This window comes from Actinomycetota bacterium (genome assembly GCA_014360655.1).
Lineage (GTDB): Bacteria > Actinomycetota > Geothermincolia > Geothermincolales > RBG-13-55-18 > JACIXC01.
This window is the reverse complement of sequence record JACIXC010000005.1, coordinates 159,015-173,858: the sequence shown is the minus strand read 5'-3', so window position 1 is coordinate 173,858 and position 14,844 is coordinate 159,015. Positions and strand designations below refer to the sequence as shown.

Sequence of the window (14,844 nt, the reverse complement as noted above, 5' to 3'; positions counted from 1 at the left end):
GGAAATTAACCTCTTCCGCCAAACGACGGCACGGCTTGTTCACCCCGAAGGTGCACGCATCACACTTCAAGACCTGGGAACGCATTATAAACCGGCACCCGGGGCGTCGGCTTGTTCACCCCGAAGGTGCACGAACCATGCTTCAAATCCCCAGCTCGTCCCGGAGGAACTCAACTACCTTGGGCCAGGAATCCTCCGCGGCCCTGGCGGCGCCCTCCGCCGTGCCTCCCAGCCCCTCCCAGACGTTCACGGTGGGCAGGTAGAACTGGCGCATGGTGGTGGGGAAGAAAGGGTAGGCGATGAGCATGTGCCCACCGTCCTCGTAGGAGAGCAGCCGGTGGGTGCGCGGGTGACCGTGAGCGTCCAGGCGGTCGATGGCTATGCGTGATAGCTTGTCGGACGGCCACACCCCGTCCCCGGGGTTTCCGATGAGCAGGAACGCCGCTTGCGAGCGCTCCACGGGTATGGTGGCCTTCTCGACAAGCGAGCTCTGCTGCTCCAGGCTGTACTCGAAGGAGGGCGCGTCGAGGTAGGGCGTGCCGTTCTTCTGGGCCTCGAGGAACAGCCTCTGCTGCTCCTCGCTTACCATCATCCTGAGGTAGGGAAAGGCCTCGCCGCGGTAGGTCCACGCCGGGGAGTCCCCCTCGCCGATCCCTCCCCAGATGACGCCGCTGGGCGTGTATCCCACTACCGCCTTCACCTGGGGGAAGAGCGAGGCGGCCAGCATGGCCAGCTCCCCTCCCCGCGATGCTCCGACGACGCCGATCCTGTCCTTGGCGACGACCTCTTGCTGGTTGAGCCACGCTATGGCCTTCTCAATGATCTCCAGGGGGATGTTCTCCAGGGTCTGGGAGAGTCCCGGGGCCCCGAAGTAGGCCAGGGCCAGCGTGGGCATGCGCGTCTTGGAGGCGATGACCCTCGCCCAGCCCTCGTTGTAACCGCCCTCGGACCCGCCCAGGACGATCAGCGCCGGCGTGGGTTCATTTACCTCCTTCGGCGTTATGAAAACACCCACCACGGGGTCGCTCAGGTTCTCCTTCTCCAGGTCGACTTCGGCCAACCGCTGCACCTCCAGGCTGTCCACCTCCTCGCCCCCCACGAACAGGGACACGGTGTAATTCATCACCGCGAAGGGCGAGACCATCTCGCTCGCCGGAGTGCAGACCATGGACCAGAAGAGCCCGGCTTGGTCCACTCCCTGGTAGGATCCGTCCGTGGGGGCGTCCCGAGAGGTGTCCACGGTGCCGGCCGCGTCCGCTTGGAAGGACGCCTGCGAGGACCAGGAGTTGCCGAACTGGTCCTGGCCGGAGACCCGGAGCGAGGCCATCTCGCCCGGCGACAGCCCCGTTACCTTGATGCTGATGGGGTCGCCCACGAGCACCTGCTGGGGCGATACCTCCAAAGCGGGTTGCATATCCCGACCCCCTTTCTTGCCGGCGCAGCCCGGCGCGCCCGCCACCAGGCTTGCCGCCAGAAGCATGCTGACGAAAAGCCGCCTTCCCCCGCGTGCCGCGCGGGTGCCTCCATCGCCGGCGCGCCCGCGCCGGGAGCGCGGCATGCGTCCCTTCCCCGGCAAGCACCTTCTTCCCATCGTCCACCTCCGCTGTGTCATCTTCCGATCCCTTCCGCTCCTAGCTGGAATACGGCGGTCTGCCGCTCGGCGGGATGCCGGAGGATGCGCGCGTCCATGTGGCCGGCGATGCGCGCGCCCCTTTGCGCGCCACGCCGCGCGAACCGCCTACTATCTTATGGGTTCTGCCCCGCCCGTTTCAAGCCACCGGCCTTCCTGGGGACCCGCGGTCCAGTGCCACGCTTGGTGCTGGATTGCCGCGGCGCGACTACCCCCTTCCCGAGGTGTGTGGCGGCCGGGGCCGGACCGTCCGACGGGACGAAGTGAAGCGGTTCTGGTATGGTGATAAAAGAAAGGAAGTGGTCCGCGAGGTGCCCGAGGAAAACGCCCCTATACAACATAGAATCGACATTTCCCATAGGCACATCCTGATGCCATGATTTTACCACAGTTCAAGCGGTTATCTCCTCCCGGGAGGCGATTGCCTTCCTTGCATCGATTAGTCGCCTTCCCATTGGTCGAAAAAAGCCCGCTCCGCCGATATCCGGAGAAGCCTGACTATTCGCAGCGTGCAGAATGTGCAGTTGCCTTTCGTTGTCTGCTGCATCAGGTGGGAGCGATGGCTAGGGACCCGATGCGGGAAAGGACCTCAGCGAAAAGCGACCCAGGTACTGCCACCTCCGCCATCTGGAACACCGTCCTCCTTGCGTGACTTACGACCTTGGCCCCTATCTTGATCAGCTTGAGCTGCACGCTCGAGAGCGACCAGTGGGATATCTTTGCGGGAAGGGCGAGGCGCCGGAGGAGGTTGCCCAGGTTGTAGGCCAGGACGAAGAGGGCCAGCCTCACCTGGTTGGAGATGAAGCGAGAGCAGGAGAGGCGGGTCCAGGCCGGGCGTACTTGCCCTCCTTGATGTGATTTTCGCAGTCTTTCCGCTTGTTGTAGAACCTCACCACGTTCTTCGCCATCCTGCTCAGGTTGGTGACGATGAAGCCTATGCGTGGGAAGAGTTCCCCCTGGTGCCGCTCCACCTTGGCGACCACCCTCCTTGCCCTGTCCCGGGAGCCCGCACGGTAGCTGAAGTCATGGTAGAGCACCTTAGGCTTGGCGGAAGGCCTTCCTGCCGGTCTTGTCATGAGATGTTCTATGTGACCGTACAGCCTGCCGTTGGCCTTGATTCTTATGGCGTAGAGGATGCCCTCCTCCTCCAGGTATTAGTAGACCTCGGGCGAGGCGAAGGCGGCGTCTCCCCGGAAGTAGAGCTCCTTGCCTGCAGCCATGTACCTGTCCACCATGGGCTCCAGCAGGTCCCTCCAGCCATCGGCGGAATGGACGTTGCCGGTCGCAAGTGAGCCCCCTCGCAATCTCCATATTGATTGAAGACGAAGAGGGGATGGTAGCGGCGGGAGCAGAAATGCCCGTCGTATTCCGATCCCTCCTGGTTTCCGTGTACGGGTGACTCCGAGGAATCCATGTCCAGGATAATTCTCCTGGCCCCCGTCACACGCATCGCCTTTCCCGCCCAGGCATGGTTGATGGATGAGAGGGCCGCCAGGTTCTCATCCGCGGCAAGGGTCTCGGTCTCGAACCTGGATAAGGTCTGGGAGCCGGCCGCGTTCCTCTCCAGGGCCTTCTTCCCTACAACAGCCCGCATGGCGGGGTCACGCAGGAGCAATTCCTGGTCGTTGACGTCCTCGTAGCCGGCTAGCCTGGCATAAACTGACTGACGCGGCAGCCCCGTAATCTCATGCCTGATGTTTCTGCCCGTTCTTCCATCCTGTATCATGACCCCCGCCATCCCGGTTAATCCAAGCGCGTCGTCGAGCTCCCGAACAGCGAGAAGGCCGGCGTCCGTCGTCACCTTCGCCCCCCTGAATTCCAGGCTTAGACGTGAGTCGAAATCGAGCTTCAGACCCCCGTTTTCTGCTTCACCCGCAAGGTTCCCGTGTCTTCCCTTCCTGCATCACCGCTAGTTCTGTTATGATGCATATTTCAGCAATACAAGTAAGGAATCCTTCCGTTTTGATATGAGAAATGGGGGTTACCGTATCGCATTCCCTGGGGGCATCATGCGCGCTCCCGTTTTCATCGCATCCCGGGGCAATGTAGCGCAACCGCGGCACGCGACTTTTTGACTGGCATACGGGGCTGTCCTATAATACCATTCTGTTATCCGTTGGCGAGAGGGAAGCGGCATTATCGGCCGTAGCGAGGTTCTCAAGATGGAAAACGATGATTTTTCAATCTGCTCCTGGTCTGCTACCGGGAACATGATGTAGCGAGGTTCTCAAGATGGAAAACGATGATTTTCGGCCTGTCATCCCGGGAGATTACCGCGAGGAGAAGGAGGACGACATCGTCCTCACGGAGCAGGGACTGCGCAAGCTGCAGGAGGAGCTGGAGTACCTCAAGAACGTCAAGCGCTGGGAGGTGGCCAAGCGCCTGGAGCAGGCCCGTTCCTTCGGCGACATCATGGAGAACTCGGAATACGAGGACGCCAAGCACGAACAGGCCTTCGTGCAGGGCCGCATCGTGGAGATAGAGCGCATACTGGACAACGCCCGCATCATCCGCGAGGAGGAGATCGACCTCTCCGAGGTGACCATAGGTTCCCTGGTTATCCTCGAGGACATGGAGAGGGGCGAGGAGATGCGCCTGCGGCTGGTGAGCGCAGCCGAGGCGCGCGGGAACCGGGAATGCATCTCCGACCAGTCCCCCGTGGGGAAGGCCATACTGGGACGCAAGGCCGGCGAGGTGGTGGACGTGCAGGTCCCCTCGGGCACCATGCAGTACCGCATCCGGCGCATCGAGCGCTGATACGCCGGCGAGATTTCGGAGCGTGTGCCACTTGGAAGGGAACGGCATCCCCCCCGCTTTCCGCGAGGAAAGCGAGCTGGTGAAAAGGCGCCTGGAGAAGCTCGAGGAGTGGAGGGCGCGCGGCATCGAGCCCTACGCCGTCGCATATCCGCACGGAGACACCACGGCGGGCATCCGCGCCCGTTTCCATGAACTGGAAAATGGCGAAGAGAGCGATTATGACGCCTCCCTGGCGGGCAGGCTGATGGGCATGCGCAGGCACGGCAGGGCCTCTTTCGCAGACCTGGAGGACGGCTGGGGAAGGCTGCAGCTGCTGGCGGCGGTCGATTCCCTGGGCGAGGAGGGGTACGGGCTTTTCCAGGAACTGGATATAGGAGACTGGATCGGGGTGGAGGGGAGGGTCTTCCGCTCCCGGCGCGGCGAGCTCACCGTGCGCGTTTCGCGTTTCCGGCTGCTCTCCAAGAGCCTGCGGCCGCTGCCCGAGAAATGGCATGGCCTGAAGGACGTGGAGCTTCGTTACCGGCAGAGGTACCTGGATCTCCTGGTGAACCCGGAGGTGAAGCGGAACCTGCTGGTACGAGTGAAGACCATACGCGAGCTGCGGCGCTTCCTGGACGAGAGGGACTTCATCGAGGTGGAGACCCCCATGCTCCAGCCCATCCCCGGCGGCGCGACCGCCCGCCCCTTCGTCACCTATCACCAGGCTCTGGGCGAGAACCTTTACCTGCGCATCGCGCCCGAGCTCTACCTGAAGCGCTGCGTGGTGGGAGGCCTGGAGAGGGTTTACGAGATCAACCGCAATTTCCGCAACGAGGGCATCTCCTACAAGCACAACCCGGAGTTCACCATGCTCGAGTTCTACTGGGCCTACGTGGATTACCTGGCGCTGGCGGACTTCCTGGAGGAGATGCTCGCGCAGGTGGTTAGGGAGGTCAAAGGGGACCTGCGCTTCACATACCAGGGACTGGAGCTCGACCTTACGCCGCCCTGGCGGCGCGTGACCATGCTGCAGGCCGTGTCCGAGGCGCTGGGAAGGCCGGTCACCTCCGCGACACCCGAGGAGGAGTTGAGGGAGCAGGCCGCCCGCCGCGACGTACCCCTGGAGGAGGGATGGGGCGCCGGCAAGATCATCACGGAGATCTTCGAGAAGCTGGTGGAGCCGGAGCTCCGGCAACCCACCCTGGTCATGGACTATCCGCGCGAGGTGTCCCCGCTGGCGCGCCTCCACCGCGACGACCCCTTCCTCACCGAGAGGTTCGAGCTCATCGTGGCGGGAAGGGAGATCGCCAACGCCTTCTCCGAGCTCATCGATCCGCTGGACCAGAGGCGTCGTTTCGAGGAGCAGGCGCGCCAGAGGGAGAGCGGGGACGATGAGGCGCACCTGCTTGACCATGACTACCTGCGGGCCCTGGAGTACGGCATGCCGCCCACCGGGGGGCTGGGGCTGGGGATAGACCGCCTGGTCATGCTGCTCACCGACGCCCACTCCATCCGCGAGGTGATCCTCTTTCCCCACCTGCGCTCGGAGGAGTGATGGCGCTGCCGCGCGCGGTGGCCGTAGGCGCGGAGACGCATCGGCGGTGGCGCGGAGAGGCTTCGAGGACGGCTGACGTCGGCGCGCGAACACCCGGGCGGCGGCGCGCAAACGCCCCGAAGGTGCCGCGGGAACAACCCCCTCACCGCGCCGTATCCCACCAGAGGCGGGGCGACCACGACGTGACGATGGCCCGGTCACCTCTTGCGCGCGTGGCGCAAGCGTCCCCTTGAGCGGTTCAACCGCCTACAGGAATACGCCCAGGTCACCTCTTGCGCGCGTGGCGCGAGCGTCCCCCGTAAGCGAGAATACCATGATGTAAAGGCCGCGGTACACGGGGGGGTTTCAAGGGCGGGCACTCCCTTGTCGATGAGGTCTAAGGAAGGCCTGCGGCCTGCGGCAGGAGGGCGGCGGTGCCTGCGGGCATGGGACATGACATGCGCCATGGCGGGCCTTCTTTGAAAAGGGTATGAAAGATGTGATAATAGAGGCGTGGATAATACATAGCGGAGGGGGAAAAGAGAGTGTTTCAAAGGTTTTCGGACAGAGCGCGGCGGGTGGTGGTCCTGGCCCAGGAAGAAGCCCGCATGCTCAACCATAATTATATCGGGACGGAACACCTTCTCCTGGGCTTGATCCAGGAGGGCGAGGGCGTGGCCGCAAAGGCCCTGGAATCGATGGGTATAAGCCTGGAAGCGGTACGCAACCAGGTGGAGGAGATCATCGGGAGGGGCAGCACCGCCCCCACCGGTCACATCCCCTTCACCCCCAGGGCGAAGAAGGTGCTGGAACTCTCCCTGCGGGAAGCCCTGCAGCTCGGGCACAACTACATCGGGACCGAACATATACTCCTCGGCCTTATCCGCGAAGGGGAGGGCGTGGCCGCGCAGGTGCTCACCAAGCTGGGGGCGGACCTGGACCGCGTGCGCAACCAGGTGGTGCAGCTCCTGACGGGCGCCTCGGCGGGGCCGAAGGAGACGGCGCAGGCCGGCGAGGCGCAGCCGCAGGGGAACCTGCTGCTCGACCAGTTCGGACGCAACCTCACGCAGCTGGCCGTGCAGAACAAGCTGGACCCGGTGATCGGCCGCGAAAAGGAGATCGAGAGAGTCATGCAGGTCCTCTCCCGCCGCACCAAGAACAACCCCGTTCTCATCGGCGAGCCGGGAGTGGGCAAGACGGCCGTGGTGGAGGGATTCGCGCAGCGCATAGTGAGCAACGAGGTGCCGCAGATACTGGCGGGCAAGCAGCTCTACACCCTGGACCTGGGAGCCCTGGTGGCCGGCTCGCGCTACCGCGGTGATTTCGAGGAGCGCCTTAAGAAGGTGGTCAAGGAGATACGCAGCCGCGGCGACATCATCCTCTTCATCGACGAGCTGCACAACCTGGTGGGCGCGGGGGCCGCGGAAGGCGCCATCGACGCCGCCTCCATCCTCAAGCCCGCCCTGGCGAGGGGTGAGCTGCAGACCATCGGCGCCACCACGCTGGACGAGTACCGCAAGCACCTGGAGAAGGACGCGGCCCTGGAGCGCCGCTTCCAGCCCATCCTGGTGGAGGAGCCCACGGTCGAGGAGACCATCGAGATCCTGAAGGGGTTGCGCGACCGCTACGAGGCCCATCACCGCGTGGCCATCACGGACGGGGCGCTGGTGGCGGCGGCCAGGCTGGCCAGCCGTTACATCACCGACCGCTTCCTTCCCGACAAGGCCATCGACCTCATCGACGAGGCGGCCTCCAGGTTGCGCATAAGGGCCATGACCGCGCCACCCGATTTCCGTGAGCTGGAGGAGAAGCTGCAGAAGGTGCGCCAGGAGAAGCAGGCGGCCATCGCGGCGCAGGAGTTCGAGAAGGCGGCCGGGCTGCGGGACAGGGAAAAGGAGATATTGAGCGAGATGGAGCAGCTGGAGGAGGACTGGAAGATCCCCCTGGGCTCCCACCAGTTGCAGGTGACCGAGGACGACATCGCGGACATACTCTCCTCCTGGACGGGCATCCCGGTGAGCCAGCTGACTGAGGAGGAGAGCAGCAAGCTGCTGCGCATGGAGGAGGAACTGCACAAGCGCATCGTGGGACAGGACGAGGCGGTGCGCGCTGTCTCGCGCTCCATCAGGCGCACGCGCTCCGGCCTCAAGGACCCCAAGCGGCCCGGCGGCTCCTTCATCTTCCTGGGGCCCTCGGGGGTGGGGAAGACGGAGCTGGCGCGCACCCTGGCCGAGTTCCTCTTCGGCGACGAGTCCGCCCTCATCCAGATAGACATGTCGGAGTACATGGAGAAGCACGCCGTGTCGCGGCTGGTGGGCTCCCCACCCGGTTACGTGGGATACGAGGAGGGCGGCCAGCTCACCGAGGCGGTGCGCCGCAAGCCCTTCAGCGTGGTGCTCCTGGACGAGATCGAGAAGGCCCACCCCGACGCCTTCAACATGCTCCTGCAGATACTGGAGGACGGGCGCCTCACCGACTCCCAGGGCCACAAGGTGGACTTCCGCAACACCATCGTCATCATGACCTCCAACCTGGGGGCAAGGGACATCAGCAAGGGAACCTCCCTCGGCTTCACCGCCAAGAAGGAGGGAGGGCTGGACTACGAGAAGATGAAGGACCGGGTGCTCTCGGAGCTGAAGAGGACCTTCCGGCCGGAGCTGCTCAACCGCATCGACGACGTCATCGTCTTCCACGAGCTGAGCCACGAGGAGATCAAGCAGATCGTGGACCTGCTCATGAAGCGCGTCAAGGACCAGATGGCGGAGCAGGACATCGAGATCATCCTCTCCGACGGCGCCAAGGAGCTCCTGGTCAAGGAGGGGTATGACCCCGTCTACGGCGCGAGGCCCCTGCGCCGCGCCATCCAGAAACTCATCGAGGACCCCTTATCGGAGAAGATACTCGCCAAGGAGTTCGAGGCGGGCTCCACCGTGCTCATCGCCACCGACGATGAGGGCCGCATCACCTTCGAGAAGGTGCAGGCTCCCGAGAGCGGCGCGGACATCCTGCAGCCGACATGATGCCTGGCCCCCGGTCACGGGTGGGGTGGGATCACGTTCCCCAGTCCGCATGGCTTCCCGGCCTTGGTCGGGTGCGTATAAGGAGACCGGGCCGGGGCTCGTGCTCGCTCCGCGACGCGCGGCCTCACGATGGTTCCCCCTTTTCATTCAGGGGCTCCATCCATGCAAGGGTTTATCATATACCTTCCTTGTCCGGAGGCCGCTTGCGATGTCGCTCGCCCGACCCCCGGTCCCGGCCTGTGTGGTGGTTCAGTAGAGGCTTGCTGCGACCGACCCTGTAGTTCCCCGGGCTGGTTGGGTGCGTATAAGGAGGCCGGGCCGGGGCTCGTGCTCGCTCCGCGACGCGCGGCCTCACGATGGTTCCCCCTTTTCATTCAGGGGCTCCATCCATGCAAGGGTTTATCATATACCTTCCTTGTCCGGAGGCCGCTTGCGATGTCGCTCGCCCGACCCCCGGTCCCGGCCTGTGTGGTGGTTCAGTAGAGGCTTGCTGCGACCGACCCTGTAGTTCCCCGGGCTGGTTGGGTGCGTATAAGGAGGCTGGGCCGGGGCTCGTGCTCGCTCCGCGACGCGCGGCCTCACGATGGTTCCCCCTTTTCATTCAGGGGCTCCATCCATGCAAGGGTTTATCATATACCTTCCTTGTCCGGAGGCCGCTTGCGATGTCGCTCGCCCGACCCCCGGTCCCGGCCTGTGTGGTGGTTCAGTAGAGGCTTGCTGCGACCGACCCGGTCGTTCCCGGCCTCGGTGGAGTGGAAATGCGGAGGCCGCTTGCGATGTCGCTCGCCCGACCCCCGGACACGGCCCGGGGGCAGTTCGGTTGGATACAGGGTGTTGCCGTTAAGGCTCCTGTATCAAGAGATGGGATTGTATGATATTTTTCTACTTGTGATGGAAAAAAAGATACGCAAGGGCAAGATCTCGCGACTGAAGACGGCGGAAGAGGAGCTTCGCTACTGGCTGAGCCGTCCCCCGCAGGAACGTGTCGCCGCCGTCGATCACCTGAGAAGGCGATACCATGGAAGTGCAGCAAGACTTCAAAGAGTTGCTCGCGTTGTTGAACGAACATGAGGTCGAATACGTGATCGTGGGGGCGTACGCCCTGGCCTTTCACGGCGCCCCGCGTTTCACCGGCGACCTGGACATCCTGGTGCACCCCTCTCGGGAAAACGCGCAGAAGATCATGTCGGCTTTGCGCGATTTCGGCTTCGGCTCCCTGGGCCTGTCGCCGGAGGATTTCCAGAAGTCCGATTACGTGGTCCAACTGGGGGTGGCACCCGTCCGTGTCGATTTTCTTACCTCCCTGACGGGGGTGACATGGGAGGAGGCCGACGCCGGTAAGGTGAGCGGGACCTATGGCGATGTTCCCGTGAGTTTCCTGGGCAGGGAACAACTGGTGGCGAACAAGCGCGCCCTGGGCAGGAAGAGGGATCTCGCGGACCTGGAGGCCATCGGCGGGTAATGGCGGCGCGCTGCCGGAACGACGCGACGAAAATACCGCGACGGGATTCTCCTGTACCCTCGCATGGCCCCGAGGGGCCGCATAAAGCCCGCGTTCTTTCGTGGGTTTCCGCTCCCATCCCAAGCGGAGCCCCCGTTTCCTCGCCGGCGTAGGGGGAAAGCGCCGGAGAGAGTTGAAAGCAACGGCTTTCCCGCGACACCCCGGATCGGAGCCGCACGGGATCTGACACTGCCCGCCTGTATAATCATGTGCGGAAAGAGGCTGCATCGGACGGGAAGGAAGGAGGCGGGCTTGAAGGCGGAAAGGTCCGTGTACGTGTGCTCCGAGTGCGGTGAAGGTTCCGTGCAGTGGTTGGGAAGGTGTCCCGCGTGCGGCAGTTTCGGGACCATGGCGAAGGAGCGGGGGCAGCATGCGGGTGCCGCATACCCCGCCCACGGCGTGGAGCCGATGCGCATGGACGAGGTGGGGGGAGAAAACCCCCGCCTGGTGGTGGGCATGCGCGAGTTCGACCGCGTGCTTGGGGGAGGCGCCGTGCCCGGCTCGCTGGTCCTGCTGGGGGGAGAGCCGGGCATCGGTAAATCGACCCTGCTTCTCCAGGCGGCCTTTTCGCTCGCCGCGGGCGGGGCGAAGGTGCTCCTGGTCAGCGGCGAGGAATCGGCGGCGCAGATAGCCTCGCGCGCCAGGAGGATCGGGAGACTGCATCCGGACCTCTACCTTCTGTGCGAGACGGACGCGGAAAAGGTGGTGGAGGCGGCGCGCAGGACGTCCCCCCAGGTCATGGTGGTCGATTCCATCCAGACCATGCGCTGCCCCGACCTCGATTCAACCCCGGGCGCATTGAACCAGATGAGGGAGGTGGTCTTCCGCTTCCAGGCCCTGGCGAAGGAAACGGGGACGGTGGTCTTTCTCGTGGGTCACGTGACCAAGGAGGGCATACTGGCTGGACCAAGGCTGGTGGAGCACATGGTGGACTGCGTGCTCTACTTCGAGGGGGAGAGGTTCGACGCCCTGCGCGTGCTGCGGGCGGTGAAGAACCGCTTCGGCTCCGTGAGCGAGGTGGGGATATACGAGATGACGGACGGCGGCCTGCGCGAGGTGGAGGACCCCTCCCGGCGTTTCCTGGACCGGAGGGATGAACCCGTGTCCGGGACGGCGGCGGCGGTTATCGTGGAGGGAAGGCGCCCGTTGGTGGTGGAGGTGCAGGCGCTGGTCGTCCCCACGAGGCTGCCGATGCCGAAGCGGGTATGCACCGGCATGGACCAGCGGCGGCTGGCCATAGACGTGGCGGTGCTCGAGCGCAAGGCCAGGATCAGGCTGGCGGACCGGGACGTCTACGTGGGCCTCTCGGGAGGGCTGAAAGTCGATGAGCCGGGGCTGGACCTGGGGGTCTGCATGGCCATCGCCTCGTCGCGGCAGGAGCGCACCCTTCCCCGGGAGGCCGTTTTCATCGGCGAGGTCGGCCTTACCGGGGAGGTGAGGCCCGTTTCCAGGCTTACCGATCGCATCCGGGAAGCGGCGCGTCTCGGTTTCCGCTCGCTCGTGTTGTCGGACGGTGCGAACCCGGAGCCCTCCCCTCCTTCCCTGGAGCTGGTCAGGGTTAGAGACGTCCGCCAGGCATTGGCCGCTTTCGAGGTGGCGTGAGGGCTGCGTCGTTCACCCGCGTTTTCCTCCCGTGCAGGCGGCGTTTTAACGTTCCAGCAGGCGCTTCAGGGCTCGGCGTGTTTCCGGCGCAAAACGCATGTGGTATAAACTGTCTATAGGTGTGTTACAGGCGTGCCAGCACCCGGCACCTGGTGGTCGATGCTCTCCGGTAAAAAGGCGTGGCGATAGGGACATGGAAAGGCAGCGCAAAGACCGCGATCAGATTGCATTGCTCAGGAGAATAGCCCCGGGGACCGAGCTCAGGGAGGCACTGGCACGCATCATCGCCTCGCACCTCGGCGCCCTGATCGTGGTGGGGGACAGCGAGGAGGTGATGGAGGTCGTCAACGGAGGCGTGAATATCGACTGCGATTTCAGCGCCGCCAACCTGTACCAGGTGGCCAAGATGGACGGGGCGGTGATCGTGGACGAGGACCTCTCGCGCATCAGGTTGGCCAACGTGCACCTGGTTCCGGACCCCTCCATCCCCACCTCCGAGAGCGGGACCCGTCATCGTACCGCCGAGAGGGTGGCCCGCCAGACCGGGAAACTGGTCATCGCCGTTTCGGAGCGCATGGAAAGAGTTACCATGTACAAGGGCGATTGGAGTCACGTCATCGTGCCGGTGCGGGTCCTTATCAGCAAGGCCAACCAGGCGTTGCAGACCATGGAGAAATACAAGGCGCGCCTGGACCAGGTGTCCGCCACCCTGAGCGCGTTGGAGTTCGAGGACCTGGTGACCCTGCAGGACGTGGTGAGCGTGCTGCAGAGGGCGGAGATGATGCAGAGGATAGCGGACGAGATCCAGGTCTACCTCGCGGAGCTGGGAAGGGAAGGCCGCCTCATAGAGCTACAGCTGGAAGAGCTGATGACCGGGGTGGAGAGGGAAAAAAGGAACATAATACGGGATTACATGGTGGAGGAAAGGGGAAAAACGCCCGAGGCCGCGGAGAAGAGCCTGGCCAGCCTGAGCGACGAGGAACTGCTGCAGCTCACCAATATAGCGCAGGCCATCGGCTATTCGGGTGCGCACGACGAGCTGGACAGGCCGTTGAGCCCGCGCGGTTACCGCATCCTGGAGCGCATACCGCGCCTGCCGGCGTCGGTGGTGGAAAAACTTGTCAAGAACTTCGGGAACATGCACAGCATCATGCAGGCTTCGGAAAAGATGCTGGAAGGCGTGGAGGGAGTGGGCAGGGCCAGGGCGCGGGCCATAAAGGAGGGGCTGCGACGTATCGCGGAGGCCTCGCTGGTCGAGAGGTACATGTAGGCGGGCTTCAAGGCGAGACTTGCTGAGGGTGGGGGGCTCCCAGTGGCCACGTTGCCGTCACGTTACTGCGGGCCTTGCTGCTGGAAAAAAGGCCGCGAATGGACGAGCCGGCACGCCATGGGCCGGGAGGCGCGCGCAGGCAGGCCGCAGGCGAGAAATCGCGCAAACGGTCGGGACGGGATGGAGCGCACGAAGCTACCGTGCATTGCACGGGAGCTCCTCGGGGCATGACAGGAAATAGATGGTATATTTTACCATTATTAACGTCAATTTGACACCCCTGAAAGCGCGAACCTATAATAGTCGTGAGCGGAAAGACGGAGGTCGTGAACATGAGGGAAGCGGATTGCGCCGAGTTCCAGAAGACGGTGTCGGAATACCTCGTCCGCAATAGGAGCATCCTCGATGTCATGACCAAGCTCCAGGATGCCGCAACCCGCGTGAACCGCGCCCTGGCCAAGACGGTCACCAATTGCGGGTGTCTGCGAATCGAGGCCAGCAAGCAGGAACTACCCGAGGACATAAGTTTTTCCCACGTGGCCGATTACGTGAAGAGCCATATAGAGGGCAGCCTCTGCCAGAATTGCGCAGACGTGATAGAGACGGAGCTCGGAAACGCCCTCTTCTACCTGGCGGCGATATGCTGTCTCCTTGACCTGGACTTCAAGAGCGTCCTGGAAAGGGAAAACGACCGCATACGCACCCTGGGTGTTTTCAGCCTGACCTGAGTGGCGAAGCGCGATGCACGATCCTGCACAGGGCGAAAACTACATGCGGGAACGAACGTGAAAATTGTGACGATAGTGGCGTTGTGAGAACTGGCCTCACAATAAGACCCCTGTTTACGGCGCTTGTAGGAGCGGGTTGTAGCCACCTGGGTAGTCTGAAGAGGTGATGAGGATGTTTAATGTCGGAGACGTCGTAGTCTATCCTCAACATGGGGCGGGGGTGATCGAGGAGATCTCCGAGTCGAGCGTGGGCGGTGAGACACGGGAATATTTCGTTCTCCGCATGTGCCAGGGAAACCTGAAGGTCATGGTGCCCGCCGACAGCACGGAGGAGGTCGGCCTGCGACGGGTGATAGGGAAGGAAGAGGTGGAAAAGGTGTTCGAGGTGCTCGGGGCGGAATGTACCCCGATGCCCAGCAACTGGAACCACCGCTACAAGAAGAACCGGGATAAGCTGAAGAGCGGCGACATTTTCCAGGTGGCTGAGGTGGTGAGAAACCTCACCGTGAGGGACATGGAGAGGGGCCTCTCGTCGGGAGAAAAGCGCATGCTGAGCCAGGCGCGGGAGATACTGGCCAGCGAGTTGATGTACGCGGTCGAGGTGGAAGTGGAGGAAGCCCTGCGCATGATAGAGGAGGTCTTCACCTCTTAACCTGCCTCCGGCCTTGCCGAGGAACGCGCTCTCGCTTAATCTGATCGTAGGGTTATCATAAGGAGGAGATGACAAGGGGCAGACGGCGCCGCGCTCATCATCGTCATCATAAGCGGCGGCCGCGGGTTCACCCCCGTGAAGGAGGGTCGGGAAAGGCGAAAGGAGGGTTGC

Annotated in this window: 9 protein-coding genes and 1 pseudogene; 8 read left to right on the top strand and 2 right to left on the bottom strand. The window is 63.5% G+C overall.

The features are described 5' to 3' along the window. Positions 1 to 142 precede the first annotated feature (142 nt). Positions 143 to 1,414, bottom strand: a complete 1,272-nt coding sequence (locus tag H5T73_05605; protein MBC7247235.1) for an acyl-CoA thioesterase/BAAT N-terminal domain-containing protein — start codon at positions 1,412 to 1,414, stop codon at positions 143 to 145. A 762-nt stretch (positions 1,415 to 2,176) separates the two neighbouring features. Beyond that, a pseudogene (locus H5T73_05600) lies at positions 2,177 to 3,482 on the bottom strand (IS1380 family transposase). Positions 3,483 to 3,862: 380 nt separating this feature from the next. Here H5T73_05600 and greA point away from each other — a divergent pair. The 8 genes from greA to H5T73_05560 all read left to right on the top strand — a co-directional run bounded on the left by greA (position 3,863) and on the right by H5T73_05560 (position 14,673). Further along, positions 3,863 to 4,387 carry a transcription elongation factor GreA gene (gene greA, locus H5T73_05595; GenBank protein MBC7247234.1) on the top strand — a complete coding sequence of 175 codons (525 nt, stop codon included), beginning with the start codon at positions 3,863 to 3,865 and terminating at the stop codon, positions 4,385 to 4,387. 46 nt (positions 4,388 to 4,433) lie between these two features. After that, positions 4,434 to 5,921, top strand: a complete 1,488-nt coding sequence (gene lysS, locus H5T73_05590) for a lysine--tRNA ligase (GenBank protein ID MBC7247233.1) — start codon at positions 4,434 to 4,436, stop codon at positions 5,919 to 5,921. A 524-nt stretch (positions 5,922 to 6,445) separates the two neighbouring features. After that, positions 6,446 to 8,920: an ATP-dependent Clp protease ATP-binding subunit gene (locus tag H5T73_05585; GenBank protein MBC7247232.1), complete on the top strand. Its 2,475-nt coding sequence runs from the start codon at positions 6,446 to 6,448 to the stop codon at positions 8,918 to 8,920. 1,018 nt (positions 8,921 to 9,938) lie between these two features. Then, positions 9,939 to 10,382 carry a hypothetical protein gene (locus tag H5T73_05580; GenBank protein ID MBC7247231.1) on the top strand — a complete coding sequence of 148 codons (444 nt, stop codon included), beginning with the start codon at positions 9,939 to 9,941 and terminating at the stop codon, positions 10,380 to 10,382. A gap of 246 nt (positions 10,383 to 10,628) precedes the next feature. Further along, positions 10,629 to 12,023, top strand: coding sequence for a DNA repair protein RadA (radA, locus tag H5T73_05575; protein ID MBC7247230.1), 1,395 nt, complete (start codon positions 10,629 to 10,631; stop codon positions 12,021 to 12,023). Positions 12,024 to 12,216: 193 nt separating this feature from the next. Then, complete coding sequence (gene disA / locus H5T73_05570) at positions 12,217 to 13,293, top strand: DNA integrity scanning protein DisA (protein MBC7247229.1); 1,077 nt, start codon at positions 12,217 to 12,219, stop codon at positions 13,291 to 13,293. Positions 13,294 to 13,625: 332 nt separating this feature from the next. Further along, a complete protein-coding gene (locus H5T73_05565; GenBank protein ID MBC7247228.1) occupies positions 13,626 to 14,021 on the top strand; it encodes a DUF1573 domain-containing protein in 396 nt (131 codons plus the stop codon). 172 nt (positions 14,022 to 14,193) lie between these two features. Continuing rightward, positions 14,194 to 14,673, top strand: a complete 480-nt coding sequence (locus H5T73_05560; protein ID MBC7247227.1) for a CarD family transcriptional regulator — start codon at positions 14,194 to 14,196, stop codon at positions 14,671 to 14,673. The last annotated feature ends 171 nt before the right edge of the window (positions 14,674 to 14,844 follow it).